This is a genomic window from Niallia nealsonii, from assembly GCF_002835805.1.
In the GTDB taxonomy this organism is placed as follows: Bacteria; Bacillota; Bacilli; order Bacillales; family Cytobacillaceae; genus Niallia; species Niallia nealsonii.
Map to the genome: position 1 here is coordinate 37227 of NZ_PISE01000011.1, position 23199 is coordinate 60425.

The following is a 23199-nucleotide window of genomic DNA, read 5'->3' on the forward strand; positions in this document are numbered from 1 at the left end:
TTTCATTTCCCTGAAAAGGAATTATTCCTTGTCCTTCTTTTGGTCAATGGTACCTTCTGTTAACGTATCTGTTGCTTGCTCATGTGTTTCGCTAAGCCCTTTTAATACTTCATCTCCATGTTCTTGTTCATGCTTATCCTTTGCAGAATACGTTTTTCCTGCTGGAGAATCTGTTGTGTTTTTTGTCAATGTCATTACCCCCATTTTATTAAAATGGAATAAGGCCTTGGCCAAATCCCTTTTGTTTAGCAGTACTTATTATTTACCACTTCTTCTAAAAAAATAAACATCATGACAAATTACAAACAATCATCTTCCAGTTCGCAGGCTGTTAATTAAAGCATGATGGATCATTTTCCAATCTACACACACGCTGACTTCATCTATCCTTCATTACGTCTTTTGCAGCCTATCAGCAAATAAACAAACACAATTTCTTCCAGTTCTTTTTGCTGTATATAATGCTTGATCTGCTTGATTCATTAATTCTTTAAAAGATGGCCTCTCTATGCGAAAATCAATAAAAGCATTAGAAATTCCAAAACTGGAAGTAACAAAAACCTCTTTGCCACGGACCAATTTGCTTGTTGCAAATATCTTCTTTCGAATGATTTCAGCAAGTTTAAACGCATCTTGCTGAGAAGCATTTGGCATAAAAATAACAAATTCTTCTCCTCCAAAGCGGCCAATCAAATCTTTTTCACCAAGACTACTTTGAGCCATCTCCACAACATGCTTTAAAATGATATCCCCAATTTCATGTCCATACGTATCATTAATATGTTTAAAATGGTCAATATCAAACATAATACATGCTATCTCAGCACCATTTGTTGAAAGTGTCTCGATTATCGTTTCTGCTTTACTTAAGAAAAAGGTTCTATTGTATACTTGTGTTAATCCATCAATACTTGCTAATCGCTGCAGTTTTTCCTGCATTTCTACTCTTTCCGTCACGTCGCTGAAGGTAATAATCCGGCCAATCAATTTATTCTTTCTATTCCATACAGGGGAATAGCTAGTATGATAATGCAAAATATCTTGATTATTGCTCCATTTATAATCCCATTCTTTTTGATAGTGAATTATTTCTAACAACATTTGGTCATCCTTTAGAATCTCTTCTAATGGATGGCCAATCATCTGATTTCTGAGTGTTGGAATAATCTTTTTTGCAACATGATTATAGTCAACAACTGCATTTTCATCATTTAAGACAATAACTCCTTCTTTCATGCTTTCAAACACAACATCCCTTAAAATAGGAGCAACATTAAACATTTGGAAGGAAAATAGGGCGGCACCATGAAATAAAAAGGACAAACTCATGGAAATTGGCCCTGTATCAATTCCATACGGACTAGTATTGCTTAAATAAAAAATACTTCCAAAGATAGGGATAGACAGCCCTATAGCCATTAGTATTATTTGCATTTTAAATTTAAAGGGAACCATCTTCACTTGCATTAATAAAACGACAATACTGCTAAAAACACATGTATACAAAAAAATAGAATGAACATAAAACCATGGTCCACCGGTTAAATCTGCTACCGGAAATGGACTGTTTTCCTTTAATTTCATCGACGTATAATAAATATGATGGAAATCATTTGTAAATTGCAGAAAAATGGTCAACAAAGGTGTGGCAAAAAGAATAGAATAAAATACTTTTTTTATTTTTGCTCCAACAAATTCACAACACATCAAAAGAATAAAGACTGGAAGAAAGGATAATGGCAAATACTCCATTCTAATCCACAATTTTATTTCTTCCAACGAAGAACTGGTCAACTCAAACACATAAAATAAAGTAAATAAAGAGGAAAGAAAGGTTGCGATAATGTAATATTTTCCACCAGGTGTATTTCTTATCTTAAAAAATGCATATGCACTTAAAAATAAACTTAATAAAGCTCCAAATATATCAACAACTATGTAAAACACTAGTTCTTTAGTCATGTATTTTCTCCGTTACGCTATTATGTACAAGATATTACTAATTATATAGCAGTTATTATAGAGAAAACAGAGTCCTTTAGATTACAAAAATGTAAAATAAAGGTATTTGTTCAATAAATAACTCCTTCCTTTTCCATCTTTCCATACCAAAGAGCCGCAAAATATGCGGCTCTTTTAGGATCATTTAATAAACGGTAAAACGAAACGTTGTTTGTGCCATATATTTCTCTTCTGGCTTTAATACAATAGAAGGAAATGTAGAGTGATGAACAGCATCAGGATATCCTTGTGTTTCTAGGCAAACTCCTAAATATGGTCTTCCTTTCACTCCTTCATTAAAAATAATGTCCTCGTCTAACTGATTCGCTGTATATAAAATCATTGCAGGCTGGTCTGTTGTTACATGCATCACTCTGCCGCTTTCTTCCTCCCATAATTCAGCCGTATGTTTTCCTGATTCAGAGAATATAAGAGGATGATCATAGCCATTTCCAACGATGGCATTTTGCTGAAAATCAGATTCGATTCCTTCTTTTAATTTTTTTCCTTCTTGGAAATCGAAAGAAGTATCTTTAGCTTGAATCAGAATGCCTGTTGGAAGCAATTGCTCATTTAGTTCAAGAAAACGATCACTTTCAACAGTTAATACATGTTCTAAACAGTCTCTTTTACTATTACCGCTTAAATTAAAATAAGAATGATTGGTAATGTTAACAATAGTTTCTTTATCTGTTTTACCATGATAAGTCATTTCCAGCTCATTTTCATTATTCCAAAAGTAAGAAATAGAAAGCTGTAAGTTTCCTGGATATCCTTCTTCTCCATCAGGACTTTCATACATAAATTTTATTCCTACAGCATTTTCTTTTTCGATTTTTTCCACCGCAAATATTTTGCTGCTGAATCCAGTTTCTCCCCCATGAAGATGGTTTGGAGGTGTATTAGCAGAAAGACGGTATTCTGTTCCCCCTACAGCAAATTGTGCTCCCCTAATCCTTCCTGCGACACGCCCTACTATGGAACCGAAATAGGGTGATTCTATATAATCTTCTAAACTATCAAATCCAAGCACAATATTTTCTATTTTTCCATCTTTATCGGGAGCCATGATTTTCGTAATAATACAGCCGTAATTTAAACAAGAAACCGATAGCCCATTCTCATTCAAAAGAGTATATTCTATGACAGGCCGATTCTTTATCGTTCCAAATACTCTTTCCTCTATCTTCATCTGCTGACACCTCTTCTTACACTCTTTTTAACAAAAATTCAAATTCAAGATGCTGATTACTGTCTATAACATGCTCTTGATGAACAGGTGCTCCCCAGCTGTCATCTCCGCCAACTCCCATTTGTTTTCCGGCGATAGTCAATACCGTATTATGGACAGGCGGAAGTTCATAAAGATGATTGGCACTCTCCAGCTCAAAAGCTGTATATGGGGAGGCATTACATTCTAATGGTTCTTTAATAGATAGTATTTCTATACCCACACCCTCAGCATTTGTAACCGTCAATCTTCTAACACCTGTTCGATTTCCTGATTCTTGCGGCATTAAATAGCCTGAAATATTTTCTTCAACTGTATTTTTAAAGATTCCTAGTTTCGTTCCTTTAGCCCGATCACTATAATTCTCTTCTGGTCCATTTGCATACCATTCTAATTGCTGGTATTCTGCTGGTATTTTAAAAGAAACAGCAAATATCGGCAGCTGTGGCAAATCGTCTACCCCGTTATATACCGTTTTTACGGAAATACTTCCATCAGCGAAAACGATATATGCTATCTTTACCTCTAACTCAGGGTGAATCGAGAACTGATAGGCAAACTCCACTTTCACAAACGCTTCTTCTTGATGGAGTTCGATATTGGTACATTTACGGGCAAGACTTGCAGCAAGCCACATTCCAGAAGTAAAATGCTGCTGGAAACCTCTATCATTATCTGTTGTGGCTCTCCAAAACAATGGTGCTGGAGGAAGATTGATTATTTCACGGCCTCCAAGTTTAAGAGAGATTAAACTGCCCACTTGTTTGGAGAACATGATTGAAAAATCATTGCCGTGCACACCGATATTGACATCGCCTTCTACTACTCTCATTTTTCCGGTTGCTGATTGAGCTTTTGCTTCTTTTTCCCCAACCGTAAATACAGTCTGGCCAAATGCTATTTCATATCCTTTCTCTGCCCATTCCTTACTTTCTTTTAAATGAAGGGATGCTATAATGCTGTATTCCTCATGTTCTTTAAACATGCTTTCTGGCCAATTAAATGCTAATTTTCCTTCTTGCCCAGGGAGTACGACAATTATTGCTGTGTTTAAAAAAACTTCCTTCCCTTCCAAATAGAGGCGATATTCTAATAAGTATTCTTCTGTATTTGTAAAAAGGCTTTCATTCTTCAAAACGACACTATTTTGATCTACTGTCAATTTAAAATCTTGATACAGGTATTTTACTTCTTGCATCTTCGGTGACAACTCTCTATTTGCATAAACAATTCCATTTGTACAAAACCCATAATCTGTTGGCCTGTCATCAAAGTCTCCGCCATATGCTAAAAATTCCTGTCCGTAACGATTTTTTTTCACAACAGCTTGATCCATATAATCCCAAATAAATCCACCTTGATAGAGTTCATACTTTTGTTCTAACTCCGTATACTTATACATGCCGCCAAGGGAATTTCCCATTGCATGCATATATTCGCAGCTTATATAAGGTTTTTCCGGATTTTCAACTAGATACTTTTCAATATCTGCAGGTTTGGCATACATCCGGCTTTCCATATCACTTATTTCATCATAATCACGGTTATGAAAAACTCCTTCATAGTGGACAAGCCTGCTTGAATCCATATGCTTAAAATACTTGGATACTTCTAATATGACTTCCCCTGCATATGATTCATTTCCACAAGACCATATCAAAATGGAAGGATGATTCTTATCTCGTTCATACATAGACACGGCTCGATCCATTACAATTGGAAGCCATTCTGCATTATTTCCCGGGATATTCCAAGACGGCTCAACAGCCCCCATCTTCTGCCATGAACCATGTGTTTCTAAATTCATCTCATCAATTACATAGACACCGTATTCATCACATAATTCATACCAATAGCTTTGATTTGGGTAATGGGAGGTACGGACAGCATTGATGTTATTTCTTTTTAATGTTTGAATATCCCAAAGCATCTCTTCCTTGCTGATTGCCCGCCCTTTGCGATGGTGAAACTCATGACGGTTTACACCTTTAAAGACAATTCGTTTTCCATTTAGACACATCACTTTATTTATAAGTTCAAACCTTCTAAAGCCAACCTTTTGGGGAATGACTTCTATCAATTCATCTTTTTCATTAAATAATTGAAGATATAAAGTATACAAATAAGGGTCTTCAGCACTCCAAAGCAATGGATGGTCAACTTCTAGTTTCCCAGATTGCGAGAGTACTTCTTCTGAAATTTTTTTGCCATTTTTATCTTCTAGCATTGCTTTCACATACCCACTTGTAGAGGAAAGCTTTAAATCAATTGCTATTGTTCCATTCATATATGTGTCATCTAAAGTCGCATCCACCTTTACATCAATGGCATGAAACTCTGGTGTCGCGTACAAATAAACATCACGAAAAATACCAGAAAAACGCCAAAAGTCTTGATCCTCCAGCCAAGCACCAGTGCTTCTTTGATATACTTCCACTGCTAATTTATTCTCCCCTTCTTTAAGAAACGGGGTGATTTCAAATTCAGAAGGGGTAAAGGAATCTTCACTATAACCAGCGAATTCTCCATTCACCCACACATAAAATGCTGTCTCCACCCCTTGGAAAGATAAAAAAACAGGTTTATTATTCATAGATTCTGGACAAGCAAAATAAGTCACATAACTGCCAGTTGGATTATCCTCTTTTGGAATTTCCGGTGGACGAATATCATGATGACCATCCCAAGGATACATCGTATTGACATATTGCATTTGCCCATGCCCTTGCATTTGCATATGCCCTGGAACTGTAATAGTCCCCCAACTAGAGCAGTCAAAATCCATTTCATAAAACTTTTCAGGGCGCATTTTCGGATTTATACTATAATGAAATTTCCAACTTCCATTTAATAAGTGCCTTAACATCATGGAATCTAACCGTTTCGCTTCTTCTATTGTTTCATAATAATAATGATCAGAATGGGCTGGAATACGATTGACTGCAAATACAGTTGGATCTTCTAGCCATTTTAACGTTGGGTTTTTTGTCATGATTAAACACTCCTATTCTTTGTTTTATATTTTATTTAACAGATCCCATCATTCCTGCCACAAAATGTTTTTGCATAATAAAGAATATTAATGCAACCGGAAGTGTAGCAATGACAATTGCTGTCATAATAACACCATAATCTGGAGAATAACTAGATCCAAGATTAGATATCAATAAAGGGATTGTTTGATTTTCAGGTGATTGCAGAATAACCAATGGCCATAAATAGCTATTCCAGCTAGACATAAACGTAATGATTGCCGCCGCCGCATAAGTTGTTTTCATAGTGGGCACATAAATTTTAAAGAAAACACCCAATTCAGATAAACCGTCGATTCTTCCTGCTTCCAAAATATCTACAGGAAACATCTTTGTGCTTTGCCTAAAGAAAAAAATAAGAAAAGCAGTAATAACGGTAGGAAGAATAACCGCTGCCATTGTATCAATTCCGATCATTGGAAATGTTTGAGAAATGAAACCAAACATTTTAAATAATGGCACCATTAATGCCGCAAAAGGAATCATCATGGAAAGCAATAATATATTAAAAACAATGTCCTTTGCTTTGCTGCGATAAATTTCAAAGCCATAACCAGCTAACGATGCAATGATCAATGACAATATAGTAGTTAATATGGATATCTTGGCTGAATTAAGCAATGCAGGAACAAGTTCTACTGAATTTAGTAAATTTTTCATATTATCAATAAAATGGGCTCCAGGCAATAATCTGCCTTGTGTGACATCAACCGATTTATTAGTGGAACTTACAATCATCCATAAAAAAGGAAAAATGGATACAATCGTTGCAACACTTAAGACCGTATAATTAAATATCAACTTTGCTTTATTTGTTTTCATTGCTTATCACCTGCCACTTTAAATTGAAGAATGGAGAATAGAACAATTAGAATAACAATTACATAAGAGACAGTCGCAGCATAGCCAAAATCTGGCGTGTATTTAAATGAAAGATTATAGATATACTGTGAAATCGTCATTGTTGCATTTCCCGGTCCACCTTGTGTGATATTCATTACTTCATCAAATAATTGCAGTGTTCCAATTGTGGAAGTAATGGATGTAAAGAGAATAATTGGCTTTAAATTAGGGATTGTAATCTTAAAAAACTGTTGGACTGGTGAAGCGCCATCTATTCTTGCAGCTTCATAAATAGATTCATCAATATTCTGAAGCGCTGATAAATAGAAAATCATATTATAGCCAATCCACCTCCAAGTAATAGCGAGGATGATTGTCATCTTTGCCCAGAAAGGATCTGTCAACCATTCGATTGGCTGTGCAATGATGGATAATTTCATTAGCATTTGATTGATAAGTCCATCCTGACTGAATAGATATTTAAAAATGACAGAATAAGCTACCAAAGAGGTTACACATGGCAAAAAGATAGCTGTTCGAAAAAAAGCTTTAAATTTTAATGTTTTATTATTTAATAATACAGATAGAAATAATGCTAAAAGTATCATGATAGGTACTTGAACTATTAAGTAGATGACAGTATTTTTTACTGTCGTTAAAAAAGTTGGATCTTTAAATAATCGCGTATAGTTGTCAAATCCAACAAATTCAAGGTTCGTTCCTGTTCCTGACTGAAAAGATAATGTTAATGCCTTTAACATTGGATAAAAGTAAAATAAGCAAATAAAAATGGTAGCAACGGCTATAAAAGACCATCCGATTAAGGTACTTTTTAATTTATGATTTACGCTGTTTTTTTTCGGAACACGTGTTATGCCGTGTATCGCTTTTTCCGGTGTAGCCATATCTATCAACTCCTATCAACCCGTTGATGCGGGATAAATTAAAACTTCTATCAGCAGAATTCGCTGTCCTTAGCTGAGTAAATAAAAAACCTCGAGTTTCTCTCCTAATTCCATAGGAGAATTCTTCACTCACTTGGAACTAGGAGATCCCCGAAGTCCTTTGTTTAGCTATTATTTTGGTAAATCCTTGAATTATTTGATTTGTTCTTCTGCTTGTTTCTGAACATCTTTTAATACTTTATCCAAGTCTTTTCCTTTTAAATAATCTTGCATTCCCGTTGCAAGTAAATCTTCAATTGCATATGTGTGCAGTCCATAGTTTACTTGTGGAATTTGTTCTGTCCAGCTAGAGAAATCTGCAATGATTTTTTGTCCCCCAAAATACTCATCACTAGCTTTATATGCTTCACTTTCAGCTGCAGGTTGATACGTACCGATTGCACCAATTTCTTTCACTAAATCTTGATAAAAGTCAACATTCGATCCAAATGTTTTTGCTAAGAAATCTGCTGACTCTTCTTTTCCATCCGTATTTAACACATACCAAGAACTTCCGCCAAGATTAGTTGCGTTTATAGAGTTAGATACGTTTGCAAGTTTTGGAAAAGGCAGTACTGCCCATTTACCAGATTGAGAAGCTTCTGATTTAATAGAAGGAGTAATCCAGTTTCCTGTTGGAACAGATGCAATCTCTCCGCTGTTAAATCCTGCTACAAATTGGCTCCAATCGGATACTGGTTTGACGATGTCAGCATCCAGAAGTTCTTTATATGTTTTAAATGCTTCTTTTAATGCATCGTTATTTGCAATTGCGGGTGTAGCACCGTCTGATTCTAAGTACCATGCACCGCTAGATTGAATCATCATTCGAATTAGACCTAAATCTTTAGGATCTTGTGTTAACATTTGTTTTCCGGTCGCTTCTTTCACTTTTTTGCCAACTTCGATGTATTTTTCCCAACTCATATTGTGTAAATCTTCTATGCTGTATCCTGCTTTTTCCAAATAATCTGTTCTTACATAAAGTCCTGCTACACCAGTATCAAATGGTATTCCATAATTTTTTCCATCTATACTAGTTGGTGCAATTTTATATTTCGCAAAATCATTTGCATGAAAGGAATCTGTCAGCTCATAAAACATATCCGGATATGCTTTTAAAAAACTTTGAGCCCGATAATCTTCAATTAGCACCATATTTGGCAATCCTTTAGTAGTTCCAGAGCTTAAACTAGTATTCAACTTTTGGATAATATCCGCCTGTGCATATTCTACTACCTTTACATTTAGTTCTTTATTTTCTTTTTTATAGGCTTCTTTTGCCATTTCTAATGCTTTAATATTAAAGTTAGGATCCCAAGCCCAAACTGTGATATCGTTTATTTTCTTCTCAGATGAGCTTGAAGTGCTGCTTCCCGATGAGCAAGCACTTAAAAGCAATATGCTGACTAATACTAGTGCAAAAAACTTTTTCATATTAAATCCCCCTTTTTATCTTGAAAACGCTACCACGACTACAATATCTATCCTACCATTTTCATTTTTTTAAAGTTAGGAATTTTTTTTTGCACATTTGTAATTATTTTTGTTTTTTTTGCTGACTATTTAAAAATTTGTATTTTTTTTAGAATTTGATACTTTTCTATTCTGTTTTTGAGTTATCAGCCATTTTAGCCGATATAATCGGCAGCATGATTTTCACTTTTGTTCCATCTCCTAATGTACTAGATATATCTATACCAAATGGTTCTCCATATAATAATTGAATTCTTTCATTTACATTGCGGATGCCTATTCCTTTAAACAGCTGCTGATTCCGTTTTGTATCAGGCAAATGACTATCAGAAATGAACTCAATTCCATCACCATTATCTACAACCTCACAAATCAGATGGTTTTTGTCTGACCAAACAAGGATATGGATATACCCATGATTTTTTAAAGTGAATGCATGAAAAAAAGCATTCTCCACAAATGGCTGTAAAAGCAGCTTAGGAATTTGATATTGTCCGCATTCTGGATCAATAAAGTACTGGACATTAATACGACTGCCATATCGTTTTTGATTGATAGAAACATAATTTTGCAAACTTTCTATTTCTTTATCTATTGTCACCGTCTCACTTACATTGCCGATTGTATTTTGCAATAAAGAAATAAGGGAATTAATAATAGCATCTGCTTCCTTTTTTTCTCCTTGCTGTACTATAAATTTAATGGAAGTAAGTGTGTTGTATAAAAAATGGGGATTAATCTGCTGCTGAAGCGCCTCAAGTTCTGCATTTCTTTGCTGCTTTTGAGCAAGGAGCAATTGATCTACATATTCATGAAGCTCATCTAACATCGAATTAAAAGCCCTCCCTATTTGCCTAGTTTCATAAATCCCATCAACTGTTACATATTGATGAAACTTATTTTGAGAAGCATTAGATATTTGTTTTACTAGACGAGACAAAGAATTTGTTAACATTCTGGATAAGAAAAAACTGACAATCAAGGCGATTAGAACGATGGTCATACAAATCATAAAAATAGCTTTTTTATCAATTAAACCTCCTATCGCCTGTTTTTTATCAATAGTGTTAAATAAATACATATCAAATGAAGGCATATATTTCATTAAAATGATTTGTTCTTTCCCCATAAACTCTTCGATAATATACTGATCCTTGCTTGAGCTAACCTTCTCTACATGCTGAATTAATTCTGGCTCCATACGCCCAATTAATTCCGATTGGTTACTTGAAAGGATTACACCAGATTTATTCATAAGATAAACATCGTTTCCTGATCCAGTATAATTAGCATAAAAATTTCTAAACTCACTTTCTGCAATAACAAAAAACATAGATCCATAGATAGACGTTGAGAATGGATCTTTTAATGCTCGTGATGCAACAATGAAATCATCTTTATTATTAGGTGAATCACTTTTCAATTGATAATATTGGTATACTATTTTTTGAGGTGTCGCTCTCGTTTGCTTTATTAATTCACTTTCTTTTAATTCTTCATCTGTAATTGGCCAGTAGGAACGATTTGTTGTATAATTCACACCATTTATTCCGCTGATGAATATTTCTGCCTCAAAAGGGTCAAGGTTGGATTTAATATATTTCATTTGCTGATCCAGATTATAAAATGAACGCATTTTTTCGATATTTGTTTCTTTTTCGGTCAACACACTTTTCACCGTACTGCTTTGCAGAATATTAGTTGAAGCGATTACAATGGAATCATGATAAGATTCCAGCTTATCACTTATTTGATTCATTACTTTAGAATTAGTAATGCTAAATTTTTCAATAAAAAAATTCTCGGACATCCTTAAAGTTGCCCAAGAAATACTGATGCTGACAATTATAACGATGGTAACAGTCAATAAAAACATAATGATAAACAACCCATTATGTTTAAAACGGTTTGGTATAAGCTTCATTGATTATTCCTCTTATCTTATTTGATATTTTCTTCTATATTGGCTAGGTGACAATCCCTTTAGTTTCTTAAAAACTTTGCAGAAATAGCTGTGATCTGAATATCCTACCATACCGCTAATCTCTGATATAGAATTTTCCCCATCTTTTAATAGCTTAGTCGCCTTTTCTATTCTGATCCTATTTAGAAATTCAATAAAACTTTCATTATTATGTGCGGAAAAATAACTCGAAAGATAGGAAGGATTAAAATGAAAATGATTGGCCAAATCTGTTAATGTTAAAGACTCTGCATAATGTTCTGTAACATAACCAATGATTCTTTTCATATTAATCGGAACTATCGGTTGATCTTCCTTATGGAGTACATATTTCCTTGCCTCTTCAAGAAATAAATCTAATTGATTGGTGGCATCTTTTGCGGTATGAGATTGATCAATCATATTAAAATAATGATATTTTGTATTATCCAACTCTTTCACTTCATATCCCATATTGTTAAGAAGAATAGTTAAATTGAAAATAATATTACTAAAAAAAGCTTTATACTCAGAAACTTCCATCGTATAACAGCAAGCCATCTTTTCCACATGTTTTTTTAAATATTCTAATGCAGAATCAAAATTTTTCTGTTTCCATTCATCAATAAACCAATCTAAATTAAAATTCTCCTTTTTGGGACGATAATTCATCCATTCTTCCTCTGTTATATACCATTCATCGGGAAAATAAAAAGAATAATCTATGATCTTTAAAAAACTATTTTTATATATTATCCCAGTTTGCGAAAAATCATTATATCCCTTTGACAGGAAAAAGTAATGACTTGTTGCAAGCTGCATCGCTGCTTTTTTCAGTTGCTTTTCCAACAAATTGCTTTTATCTGTATTAATAAGAAATATGTCATAAGAATCTTTTAGATAACATGGATAATAACGATAATCTTGTACATCTAAATCCAACAGCTTCTCTAACTTGCTTTTTCTGCTAGCTGTTCCCTTTAGCTTAATTCCCAACAAATAAAAAGCAGAATGGGGAAGTTCCTGTTTGATTTCATTCTTATTTATTTGTACTTCATAGCCTGATAGCAATCTTTCCAACAGTTTTGGGACAGATTTCTTTGCATAATCCTTGTTTCTTTGCTTTTCAAACGCAGGAATTCTTCGTCTTGCGACATTCAATACATCCAATAAACTTTGAGTATCCAGTTTTGGCTTTAATATGTAATCTACAACACCATTTTGAAAGGTAGACCTGACGTAATCGTACTCACTGAAACTGCTCAGTATAATTATTTCAACCGAAGAAAATTTTTCTTTTACTATTCGAGTTAATTCTTCCCCATCCATCAACGGCATGACCATATCCGTTAATATAATATGCGGATTGATGGTTTCCATCAATTCCAACGCTTCCTTGCCATTTGATGCCTCGCCAACAATTTCGAATCCCTCATTCTCCCAATCTATATAATGCTTAATCCCCTGTCTTATTAGATCTTCATCATCCACAATAAGGACTTTGCAATAGTTCTCCTCTTTCATCATGTATTCTCCTTACTATATTTCTATTTTTAGTCTACTCATTAGAGAACATTTCAATGAAATGAACAATTTAATATTTTGGATGCGTTTTCATTTTTTGATAAAAAAAACTTTCTCTTTTAAATTATAGTCGATATGTAACAAGTAATGAAGGAAAAATCGTTCATTTTGCACAGATAAAAGAATTGGTGAAAGGCTTTTGAATCTTCTCATTTTTTGTTTCCTTTGCCTCATTGAAAAACAGACGAAAAACAATAAAAAAAGGCACCCATGGGAGATAACCAATTAGAATAGCCGGCCCCATATTGGTAATTCATCGTCAGTTAAACTACTTACACAGCTTTTGATTTTGTTTATATTTATTGTTTTCACAAGCTTTATAATAACGCTTATATTTTTTTCAAATAAACATCTCTAATAATAATACAAAACCAAGACCAGTTATAGAAATAACAGTTGTCTGCAAACTCCATGTTTGGAATGTTTCCTTCATACTTAAGCCAAAATACTCTTTAACCGTCCAAAAACCTGCATCATTTACATGACAGAAAATAACGTTGCCTGCCCCTGTTGCTAATACGGCCAATGCTGGGTTAACTGTACTTACTGCCAAAAGCGGAGTAACTAAACCTGCCGTAGTAAGTGCGGCTACCGTGGCAGATCCTAAACATAATCTTAAAAGTGCTGCAATCATCCACGCAACTAATAATGGAGACATATTGGTTTGACTAAACAATGTTGCCACATAATCTCCCACTCCTCCGTTTACTAATACTCGTTTAAATGCTCCGCCACCGCCGATAATTAATAGTATCATAGCTATTTAGGCGATAGATTGAGATAATGTATTTCCGATCTCTTTCATAGGAATCCTTCTTGCATAGGAAACCATGCATCTATTCTTCAATAAAAAAACCTGCAGCAAAATCGCTACAGGCTTTCTATCAATTATTTTTAGAGATTATCTATTGTTTGATTTTTAGGTATTGCATTTTTGCGTTTTAGCTTATAGATTACCACAAGCACAATAAACCATACTGGTGTAACAAACAAAGCGACACGTGTATCTTCTGCAAGTGCCAGCACAACAAGCACAAAAGCAAGAAAAGCTAAAATCAAATAATTAGCGAATGGATATAACGGCAACTTGAATTTACTCTTACTTGCTAATTCTGGTCTTGTTTTGCGATATTTCAAATGACAAATAACAGTAATCCCCCAAATAAAGATAAAACATACAGTAGAAATACTCGTTATTAAGGTAAATACACCTTCTGGCATAACGTAGTTTAAAATAACTGCTGCCAAAATAACCATCATGGAAAAGAATAATGCATTTGATGGTACCTGGCTTTTAGTCAATTTTGCTAAAGGTACAGGTGCATTATTATCTTTTGCCAATGAATAGATCATTCTGCTTGTACTAAAAATGGCGCTGTTGCAAGCTGATGCTGCAGATGTCAAAACAACAAAATTGACAATTCCTGCTGCTGCTGCAATTCCAACTGCCAAGAATACTTGAACAAAAGGACTTTCGCCTGGATTAATGGCATTCCATGGATAAATGCTCATAATTACAACCAGTGCCCCAACATAGAAAAGCAATACTCTAATAGGAATATTATTAATCGCTTTTGGAATTACTTTCTCTGGATTTTCTGTTTCTCCTGCTGTTAATCCGACAAGTTCAATCCCAACAAAAGCAAAAACAACCATTTGGAATGAAAGAATAAATCCATGCATTCCATGTGGAAACATGCCATCATGACTCCATAAATTAGTAAAGCTTGATGGTCCTGCATCAGTCGCAAAACCTTTAATAATCATAAATATTCCAATAACAATTAAAGCTAATATTGCGATAACTTTTACTAAAGCAAACCAAAATTCCATTTCCCCAAATAACTTTACAGTGGCAAGATTCATGACAAGTAAAATCACTAATGCTATTAAACCTGGCATCCATTGTGGTACATGAGGAAACCAAAATTGTGTGTATAATCCAACAGCTGTTAAGTCTGCCATTGCAATAGAAATCCAGCAAAACCAGTACGTCCAGCCCGTTACGAACGCAGCCCCATTCCCTAAATAATCTTGGACAAAATCAACAAAGGAATGATATTTTAAGTTGCTTAAAAGCAGCTCTCCAAGTGCACGCATAATTAAAAAACATATAACTCCTGTAATCATATAAGCAAATAGAATCGACGGTCCTGCTAGATGAATAGATTTTCCTGCACCAAGAAACAAACCTGTCCCAATAGCACCGCCGATCGCAATCAATTGGACATGTCTATTTTTTAGTCCTCTTGCTAATTTCTCTTCTGGCATAATATTTCCCCACTCTCTTTCCTTCTTGTTACCATACTTATACGCCAGCAAAAATTCCATATGCAGCGCACATTTGTAATAGAGACTATGACAGATAGTTTAGCATATTTTGATAACAATCAAAACATACTGCAAAAGTTTTTAAAAAAATATTGAAAAATAATAAAAAAACATACTCTTTTATACGAAAAACAACAAAAAACAACAAAAAACAAACTTTTTCTTTAGTAGAAAATTTTTAAAATCTCTCCTACCCTTCTGGTTATTTGCAAAAAATATGATGGAATAGGTTGCATTGACACATAGACTACCCTAAAATACAAAATAGATATAGTTTACTTTGGAAAAAACAAGATAAATGAACAAGACTTCTTTTGAAACATGTTCATCTCTAGGAGGAAGCATTCGTGCCAAACACATATAACGGAACAAAACTTAAAGTTTTCTCATTAAATTCGAATCCTGAATTAGCTCAAGAAATTGTGGAAGCGCTTGGAACAGAGCTTGGAAAATGTACTGTTAAACAATTTAGTGATGGTGAAATTCAAATTAATATTGAAGAAAGCGTTCGTGGTTGTGACGTGTTTATTATCCAATCCACATCAGAACCAGTTAATCAAAGCATTATGGAATTGCTGATCATGATTGACGCTCTGAAACGTGCTTCCGTAAAAGAAATCAATGTTGTTATTCCATATTACGGATATGCCCGCCAAGACAGAAAAGCTCAGCCTAGGGAGCCAATCACTGCAAAATTAATAGCTAATTTAATTCAAAAAGCTGGTGCAAATCGTGTGATTTCATTAGACCTTCATGCACCGCAAACACAAGGCTTCTTTAATATTCCAGTTGACCCATTGCTTGCAATGCCAATTCTTGCTGAATATTTCTGTGCAAAAGAATACGAAAATGACGTAGTTGTAGTAGCACCAGACCATGCAAGTGTAACACGTGCTAGAGAACTGGCAGACCGCTTAAAAGCGCCAATTGCCATTATTGATAAACGTGGACCACGTGATATCGGTTCTAGAGAAGTAAATATTGTAGGAAATGTTGAAGGCAAAACGGCAATCTTAGTTGATGATATTATTGATACAGCATACCGAATTGCAACAGCAACTAAAGCAGTAGTAGAAAACGGTGCAAAAGAAGTATATGCTTGCTGTACACATCCCGTATTATCAGAACGTGCTATTGAAGTAATTCAAGATTCTGCATTAAAAGAATTAGTTGTAACAAACAGCATCCCACTTACAGAAGAAAAAAGGATCGATAAAATCACTCAGCTTTCTATTGCCCAATTAATGGGTGATGCCATCAGCCGCGTGTATGAACAAAAATCGGTTAGTGTGTTATTTAAATAAATTTCCCTCTAATTCCAATTGCCCCCTAAAATATATTACAGGGGGCTTTTTATTATATTAAAATATCGTGAACCATATAAGAATAGGGAGTTAAACTGTTTAGCATATTCATATAAACAACAGAAATACAGGCCCCTATTTCCTTGTTGTTGTCCATCTCCATGCAGATAATTAAGACTTAATTGATCTCTGCTACTGTGTTTTTTACTTCTTCTGTCATTACTCCATACTATTTTTAACTGGTTTCCTCTTTGCCAATCTCCATTTTTTATTATATGACAAAAGAATCATCGACATAATAATCGATATACAACCGTATATTATTCATCGATTGTTTGCTCAGTTATTTTCACACTCCCTTTCAAAAATCTCTAAATGATTTATAGGCCACTAAAAAAGTTAAATTAGTAGATAGAACTAGTTTGAAATTGGCTTTTAATCGATGAATGAATCAGTTTTTCGAGGCTTACCATTCGCTTTCCGGGGGGCGAATGGTAAGCCTCTTCAAACAATAGATGGTTTCCTTTAATTGCCCCTTCCATCACATATAATTATAAAAAATAGTAAGTTTTTCAGCAGCCTCATGATTCATGCATGATCTTTTTAGCAGCCTATTTTTATTCATAATTTATACACTTTTTATTCATTTTATCCCCATGCTACTTTCCATAATTTCGAAGAAAACCACCTTTTATTTCCCTCTCAAAACTTGAAATAAAATAAAGAATTAATCTCAAAAAGAGATGATTTGAAAAAAAATAATTTTTTTTATCCTAGGCCCAGCATAGGATACAGCCACTTCTCCTCTGAATTTTTTTTGCATAAAAAATCATTTAATGTTTAAATGTTTGTTACAAGGGAATATACTCCTTGTCCAACAAGATTGATCAACATCATAATGATTCACAATAGGTTTTCTATTTTTTTAAGAAATATTGTTTAATTGATTTATATTAAACAATTGGTTGGTTCACCCAAACCAAAAACCATTTTTCTGGCTTGCGTGAACTAACCCGATTGCCCCTTTCTGCTGGCAAATTTCTTGCACTATCTTCCGTTATGTTCAAAAAGTGGTTGTTTCCCCCAGTTCCCCCACTGTCTAAAACTCACTTTTGCTTATGTTTAACGAGGTAATTGAATCATTATTTTGGATGATTTTTCTTGTTGAATCTATTAAATAAAGGTGGATTTGATGAATTTAGCAAACAAACAAGAAATAACAATGGATGAATCACCCATTACCAAGTTCCATGTGAAAATTGCAGCATTAACATTTGGTGCTCATTTTACAGATGGTTATGTCATTGGAATTATCAGCTTTGCATTATTATCTTTAGCAGCACAATGGAATTTAAGTGCTTTTGATTTAGGTTTGCTCGGCAGTTCCGTATTAATTGGTTTATTTTTTGGAAGTTTTTTATTAGGTTGTGCCTCTGACTATATAGGCCGCCAGAAAATCTTTTTGTTTAGTTTTATTTTGATTACTTTAGCTTCTTTTTTGCAATTTTTTGCTCCAAATGTTTGGACACTTTTCTTTTTTCGTTTTGCCATTGGCTTTGGATTGGGGGGAGATTATACGGTTGGACAAGCAATGTTAGCAGAATTTTCTCCAAAACGACATAGAGGAACATTGCTCGGAACCTTTAATGTTTTCTTTACCATCGGTTATGTTACATCTAGCATTATTGGCATGATGTTATTAGATGCAGATGTTTCATGGCGCTGGATGCTTGCATCTTCTGGGATTCCTGCCTTGCTGGTTCTTATCTTGCGGATCGGAACACCAGAATCTCCAAAATATCTTGTCAGTAAAGGGCAAGTTGAAAAAGCACAAGCAATTGTAAACAAACATCTTGGCGAAGAAGTAGTATTGACAACAGAAAAGGAAACAAAACAATTAAGTCTTGGCCACTTATTCAGCAAAAAATATCTTAAGTTGACCTTGTTTAATGGAATATTCTATGCCTGTATTGTACTTCCTTACTTTTCTGTATTTACATTTTTGCCGACAATTCTTGATTATTTTGATATGAAGGAAGGTAACTCTGCTGACATTCTGCTAAATATTTTCCTATTAATTGGTGCATTTGTCGGCATGTATTTAACCGTTAAACTTTCGAGAAGAGGCTTCTTAATCAGTTCTTTTATTATTTGTTTTGTATCCCTTGCCTTACTTGGCATTATTCCGCAGAAAGTTTTCCAACGGAATTACGTGCATCTGGTGTAGGAGTTGCTACTGCATGCAGTCGAATAGGATCAGCACTTGGTACTTTCCTGCTGCCTACATTGATTTCTAAATTGGGATTATCTCCTACTATGCTGATACTTGCTGCTGTTTTATTAATAGGAACCGTAGTATCTATTGCATGGGCCCCTGAGACAAAAGGAAAAGAACTTGCTTGAAGTGGGGGATTCCTACGAACACCAGTGTATCCACCAGTTATGGAGTAGGCTCTACCCGTAGTCCCTACGTTGAAAACTTTTAGCATCTGGTACGCTGATATCCTACTTTAGCTTGGTTTTCGCAGTTTCGGTATGCGTGGGCGAGTCGAACGTGGAAGATTTTTCCTAGCAGATGCTTTTCCTGCTAGAACCCATATATCCGTTTTCAAAGAACAACTTACAGAAGTATTACAGTACACTTGTTCGCATCGTTCAACCATTTAGGCCTAAGCCTACAGACATTCATCTCCCGCTTACTCATCGGGCTACGCCATTCGCATTCCTTGAAGTGGGAGTCTTCTGTCGGGAAATGATAAATAAATTAGTTGTTATATGGAAGAATGGGAGAAATTCGCTTAGATAGCATGATTTCTCCCATTCTATTTGTTTTTTGGAAATTGTTATCAAATTTATTGGCTGTCCTCTTTCCCCATGTAAAAAACGAGCACTCTTTCATAGCGGCACTCGTATGATATGTCACATCAATTCCAACACGGCTTTTTCTATATCTTTTGCTGTCAGCTTATAATGCTCTTTCAAATAATCCACTTTGCCGACTTGCCCAAACTGTTCTTTTACTCCTATTCTTCTCATTTTAGTTGGGCAGTGTTCACTAAGAACTTCGGCAACAGCGCTTCCTAGTCCCCCAATTACATTATGATTTTCTGCCGTAACAATCCTCTGCGTACTTTCGGCATATTTTACAAGCAAATCTTTATCAATTGGCTTAATCGTGAACATATCAATGACAGTTGCTTCAATGCCCTGTTTTTGGAGAAGCTCTGCTGCTTGTAAAGATTCTGCAACCATAATGCCACTTGCAACTAAGGTTACATCTTTTCCTTCACGGAGCACTTTCCCTTTGCCTGTTTCAAATATTTCCTTTTCATCATATAATTTGACTGCCTTTTTTCGAATCGTACGAATATAATGAATGCCATGCTCTTTTGCCACTTTTCTCAGCAAAAATCCAAGTTGATTGGCATCACTTGCTTCATACACATAGGCATTGGGAATAAGGCGTACTAATCCTAAATCTTCAAAAGCCATATGAGTCCCGCCATTATGTTCAGCTGTTACACCTGAATCTGATCCTAATATCTTCATATTTAATTGTGCATAAGCTCCTGAAACAAAAAGCTGGTCAAACGCACGGCGGGTCGCAAACTGAGCAAATGTATGGATATAAGGAATTTTGCCAGTCAACGCTAACCCTGAGGCCATTCCAATCATATTTGCTTCCATTATGCCACAGTTAATTATTTGCTTAGGAATTTTTGTCATTAAATGACTTGTTGCAATCGCACTCATTAAATCTGCTTCTAAACAGATAATGTCCTTATTTTGTTGGGCTAGCTCTAGAATTGTATTTGCATACATTTGCCGCATTTCTATCTTGTCTAATTCATACGCTGGAGAAATAATGGGATTCATTCAATCACAGCCTTTCCACATGTTTTCTCCAATTCATAAATCGCTTCTAAAATAGCTTCTTCATCCTCTTTCGTCGGGCGAATATGGTGATTGTCTGCTTTTTTTTCCAAATACGTTACTCCCTGTCCTTTAACGGTATCCAAAATTATCGCAACAGGTTTTTCCCCTTGCGCTTTCCCCTTTTCTATTGCCTCATAGATTTCAGAAATAGAACTTCCATCCACGCTTAACGTATAAAAGCCAAACGCCGTAAATTTCGCTATAAAATCTAGTGGATCAATAATTTCTTTTGTTGGACCATCCAGCTGTTTTTTATTATCATCAACCAGCACAAACAGATGGTGGAGGCGGTGATGTGCAGCAAATTGAAAAGCTTCCCAAGCCTGGCCCTCATTTAATTCTCCATCTCCAACTATACAATACGTATTATTTTGCCTATCAGACAGTTTATGGGACAACGCCACCCCAACTGCTGCTGAAATTCCTTGCCCTAAGGAACCGGTTGTCATATCGACACCTGGTGTTAAGTTGCGATCAGGATGGGAAGGCAGTTTTGTCCCATTTTGATTTAATGTATATAAGACTGCTTCAGGAAAAAACCCTTTTAATGCAAGTGTTGCATAAAGACTAGGTCCCCCATGCCCTTTTGATAAAATAAAATAATCACGCTCTTCCCATTTTGGATTCTTTGAGTCTATTTTCATTACCCCTCCATATAAAACAGCTAAAGCTTCAACAATCGACAAACTCCCCCCATAATGACCGAACCCAAGATGGTGGAGTTCCTTTAAAGTCAATAAACGAATTTGATCTCGCAACGTTTCCATTTTCTTCAAAATATTCCTCATAACTCCCTCCTTATTAAAAAAAGCACCAAGTATGCTTACTCGATTACTTGGCGCCTATCTAACAATCTAATAAAAATCGATCTTATGCTTTCACAGATTTATTTTTTTTGAAAATATTATAAAGAATAGCAAGGAGCACCAAACCAATGACCGTGATAGTAACACCACTCGCTCCAAATGATTTTGCCAAATTTCCAAGAATAATGCCTGATGCAGCAAAATCTGTATCAGAGAAGGTCGTGCTTGCAAAGCCTAAATCTCCGAGAACTGGTAGTAAAAACACTGGAAGGAATGTAATAAACAGACCATTTACAAATGCGCCAATCGTTGCACCGCGAATGCCGCCAGTTGCATTGCCGAATACTCCTGCTGTTGCACCTGTAAAGAAATGTGGAACAACGCCAGGCAGGATAATAATAGACCCTGCAAAGCCTAAAAAAATCATGCCAACAATTCCGCCAAGGAAACTGCAGAAGAATCCTATTAATACAGCATTTGGTGCATATGGAAAAACAATTGGACAATCAAGAGCCGGTTTAGAGTTTGGAACAAGTTTTGTAGAGATTCCTTTAAATGCAGGCACAATTTCTGCCAATACAAGACGTACACCAGATAAAATTACAAATACACCTGCTGCAAAAGTAATGGCTTGAATAAGGGAGAATACTAAATAATGAGTGCCTCCACTTAAGTTCTTTTCAATATAAGAAGGTCCAGCAAATAGTGCGATAATAACATATAAAATCGTCATCGTTAAAGCAATCGTAATAGAGCTGTCCCGCAAAAATCCTAAACCTTTCGGAAAATTGATTTTTTCTGTAGAACGTGATCCTTTCCCTACGGCTTTACCTACAAGACCGCTAAGAACGTAACCAAGAGAAGAGAAATGGCCAAATCCAACATGATCTGTACCGGTGATTTTCCTCATAAATGGCTGACAAATTGCTGGGAAAAAGGCCATGATTAAGCCTAAAGCAAGAGATCCCACCACTACTAATGGCACACCTTTTAATCCTGAAACCACTAATATAACAGCAAGCATACATGCCATATAAAGAGTATGGTGTCCTGTTAAAAAAATATATTTTAAGCGAGTAAACCGAGCAATCAAGATATTGGCAAGCATTCCAAAAAACATAATAAATGCAGTAATCGATCCATACTTCGTTAATGCCATCGCAACAATTGCTTCATTGTTCGGAACTACTCCTGTTACATGAAACGCTTCTTGAAACATTTTTCCAAATGGATCCAACGAGCCGACAATCACATTAGCGCCTGCAGCGATAACAATAAAACCTAAAAATGTTTTGGTTGTGCCTTTAATAATATCGCTCGCAGATTTTTTTTGAATCAATAAGCCGATCAGTGCAATAATGGAAATTAATACTGCTGGCTGACTTAAAATATCCATGATTAATTTAAGCAATCTCTCTCCCATTGTCAGTACCTCCCTATTTGTATCAAACAGTTAGCTTAAAGATTGCATTACAATAGCCCCTTTTGCTCTAGCACTTCTTTTAATTTCGTGCGAATTCCATTCATATCAATAATGCTGTCAATTACAATTACTTCTCCTAAATGTCCCATTCCCTCTGCAATATCAATGGCTGCGATAAAAAGATCTGCAGCATCTGGTGTGGCTGAACTAAGATCTGAATGCTCCACTTCTATGCCTGTTACTCCTAGCTCTTTTAAGACTTCTTGCACGTTTAATTCCAACATAAAGCTCGATCCCAATCCTGATCCACATACCGCTAGAATTTTCATACTTATCTCCTTCCAAC

The 23199-nt window shown here is 35.2% G+C and carries 15 protein-coding genes and 2 pseudogenes; 2 read left to right on the forward strand and 15 right to left on the reverse strand.

All coding sequences use genetic code 11. The features are described 5' to 3' along the window. Window positions 1-21 precede the first annotated feature (21 nt). The 11 genes and pseudogenes from CWS01_RS04970 to CWS01_RS05020 form a co-directional block, all read right to left on the reverse strand. Window positions 22-189, reverse strand: a complete 168-nt coding sequence (locus tag CWS01_RS04970; protein ID WP_235851975.1) for a YozQ family protein — start codon at window positions 187-189, stop codon at window positions 22-24. Window positions 190-393: 204 nt separating this feature from the next. Beyond that, entirely contained in the window at window positions 394-1962 is a 1569-nt protein-coding gene (locus CWS01_RS04975; RefSeq protein WP_101175968.1) for a histidine kinase N-terminal 7TM domain-containing diguanylate cyclase, read from the reverse strand. 184 nt (window positions 1963-2146) lie between these two features. Further along, a complete protein-coding gene (locus tag CWS01_RS04980) occupies window positions 2147-3193 on the reverse strand; it encodes an aldose epimerase family protein (RefSeq protein ID WP_101175970.1) in 1047 nt (348 codons plus the stop codon). Between the two features lie 16 nt (window positions 3194-3209). Then, window positions 3210-6224, reverse strand: coding sequence for a glycoside hydrolase family 2 TIM barrel-domain containing protein (locus CWS01_RS04985; RefSeq protein ID WP_101175972.1), 3015 nt, complete (start codon window positions 6222-6224; stop codon window positions 3210-3212). Between the two features lie 31 nt (window positions 6225-6255). Further along, on the reverse strand, window positions 6256-7086 hold the full coding sequence (locus CWS01_RS04990) for a carbohydrate ABC transporter permease (RefSeq protein ID WP_101175974.1): 831 nt from the start codon (window positions 7084-7086) through the stop codon (window positions 6256-6258). Then, window positions 7083-8012 (reverse strand): carbohydrate ABC transporter permease, encoded by a 930-nt coding sequence (locus CWS01_RS04995; RefSeq protein WP_101175976.1) that lies wholly within the window; start codon window positions 8010-8012, stop codon window positions 7083-7085. Before CWS01_RS04995 ends, CWS01_RS04990 begins: the two co-directional genes overlap by 4 nt. Window positions 8013-8204: 192 nt before the next feature. Continuing rightward, entirely contained in the window at window positions 8205-9488 is a 1284-nt protein-coding gene (locus CWS01_RS05000) for an ABC transporter substrate-binding protein (RefSeq protein WP_101175977.1), read from the reverse strand. A 166-nt stretch (window positions 9489-9654) separates the two neighbouring features. Next, window positions 9655-11451, reverse strand: coding sequence for a sensor histidine kinase (locus tag CWS01_RS05005; RefSeq protein ID WP_101175979.1), 1797 nt, complete (start codon window positions 11449-11451; stop codon window positions 9655-9657). 12 nt (window positions 11452-11463) lie between these two features. Then, window positions 11464-12993 carry a response regulator transcription factor gene (locus tag CWS01_RS05010; RefSeq protein ID WP_168714357.1) on the reverse strand — a complete coding sequence of 510 codons (1530 nt, stop codon included), beginning with the start codon at window positions 12991-12993 and terminating at the stop codon, window positions 11464-11466. Between the two features lie 400 nt (window positions 12994-13393). Continuing rightward, window positions 13394-13882 (reverse strand): annotated as a pseudogene (locus tag CWS01_RS05015) (GntT/GntP/DsdX family permease); the annotation flags it as partial. Window positions 13883-13947: 65 nt separating this feature from the next. Next, window positions 13948-15324: an amino acid permease gene (locus CWS01_RS05020; protein ID WP_101175982.1), complete on the reverse strand. Its 1377-nt coding sequence runs from the start codon at window positions 15322-15324 to the stop codon at window positions 13948-13950. 407 nt (window positions 15325-15731) lie between these two features. Here CWS01_RS05020 and CWS01_RS05025 point away from each other — a divergent pair, with 407 nt between their 5' ends. Next, window positions 15732-16688, forward strand: coding sequence for a ribose-phosphate diphosphokinase (locus CWS01_RS05025; RefSeq protein WP_101175984.1), 957 nt, complete (start codon window positions 15732-15734; stop codon window positions 16686-16688). Window positions 16689-17910: 1222 nt separating this feature from the next. Next, window positions 17911-19091, forward strand: a pseudogene (locus CWS01_RS05030) (MFS transporter). Between the two features lie 516 nt (window positions 19092-19607). Here the strand turns inward: CWS01_RS05030 and CWS01_RS05035 are convergent. The 4 genes from CWS01_RS05035 to CWS01_RS05050 form a co-directional block, all read right to left on the reverse strand. After that, complete coding sequence (locus CWS01_RS05035) at window positions 19608-20564, reverse strand: transketolase family protein (protein WP_101175985.1); 957 nt, start codon at window positions 20562-20564, stop codon at window positions 19608-19610. Further along, complete coding sequence (locus CWS01_RS05040; protein ID WP_101175987.1) at window positions 20561-21412, reverse strand: transketolase; 852 nt, start codon at window positions 21410-21412, stop codon at window positions 20561-20563. Before CWS01_RS05040 ends, CWS01_RS05035 begins: the two co-directional genes overlap by 4 nt. A gap of 82 nt (window positions 21413-21494) precedes the next feature. After that, window positions 21495-22853: a PTS ascorbate transporter subunit IIC gene (locus CWS01_RS05045; protein WP_101175989.1), complete on the reverse strand. Its 1359-nt coding sequence runs from the start codon at window positions 22851-22853 to the stop codon at window positions 21495-21497. Window positions 22854-22900: 47 nt separating this feature from the next. Then, window positions 22901-23182, reverse strand: a complete 282-nt coding sequence (locus tag CWS01_RS05050; protein WP_101175992.1) for a PTS sugar transporter subunit IIB — start codon at window positions 23180-23182, stop codon at window positions 22901-22903. Window positions 23183-23199: the final 17 nt, after the last annotated feature.

Coding starts and splice junctions, on each gene's coding strand:
- CWS01_RS04975 (WP_101175968.1), bottom strand. CDS start 1,962: ATGACTAAAGAACTAGTGTTTTACATAGTTGTTGATATATTTGGAGCT.
- CWS01_RS04980 (WP_101175970.1), bottom strand. CDS start 3,193: ATGAAGATAGAGGAAAGAGTATTTGGAACGATAAAGAATCGGCCTGTC.
- CWS01_RS04985 (WP_101175972.1), bottom strand. CDS start 6,224: ATGACAAAAAACCCAACGTTAAAATGGCTAGAAGATCCAACTGTATTT.
- CWS01_RS04990 (WP_101175974.1), bottom strand. CDS start 7,086: ATGAAAACAAATAAAGCAAAGTTGATATTTAATTATACGGTCTTAAGT.
- CWS01_RS04995 (WP_101175976.1), bottom strand. CDS start 8,012: ATGGCTACACCGGAAAAAGCGATACACGGCATAACACGTGTTCCGAAA.
- CWS01_RS05000 (WP_101175977.1), bottom strand. CDS start 9,488: ATGAAAAAGTTTTTTGCACTAGTATTAGTCAGCATATTGCTTTTAAGT.
- CWS01_RS05005 (WP_101175979.1), bottom strand. CDS start 11,451: ATGAAGCTTATACCAAACCGTTTTAAACATAATGGGTTGTTTATCATT.
- CWS01_RS05010 (WP_168714357.1), bottom strand. CDS start 12,993: ATGAAAGAGGAGAACTATTGCAAAGTCCTTATTGTGGATGATGAAGAT.
- CWS01_RS05020 (WP_101175982.1), bottom strand. CDS start 15,324: ATGCCAGAAGAGAAATTAGCAAGAGGACTAAAAAATAGACATGTCCAA.
- CWS01_RS05035 (WP_101175985.1), bottom strand. CDS start 20,564: ATGAATCCCATTATTTCTCCAGCGTATGAATTAGACAAGATAGAAATG.
- CWS01_RS05040 (WP_101175987.1), bottom strand. CDS start 21,412: ATGAGGAATATTTTGAAGAAAATGGAAACGTTGCGAGATCAAATTCGT.
- CWS01_RS05045 (WP_101175989.1), bottom strand. CDS start 22,853: ATGGGAGAGAGATTGCTTAAATTAATCATGGATATTTTAAGTCAGCCA.
- CWS01_RS05050 (WP_101175992.1), bottom strand. CDS start 23,182: ATGAAAATTCTAGCGGTATGTGGATCAGGATTGGGATCGAGCTTTATG.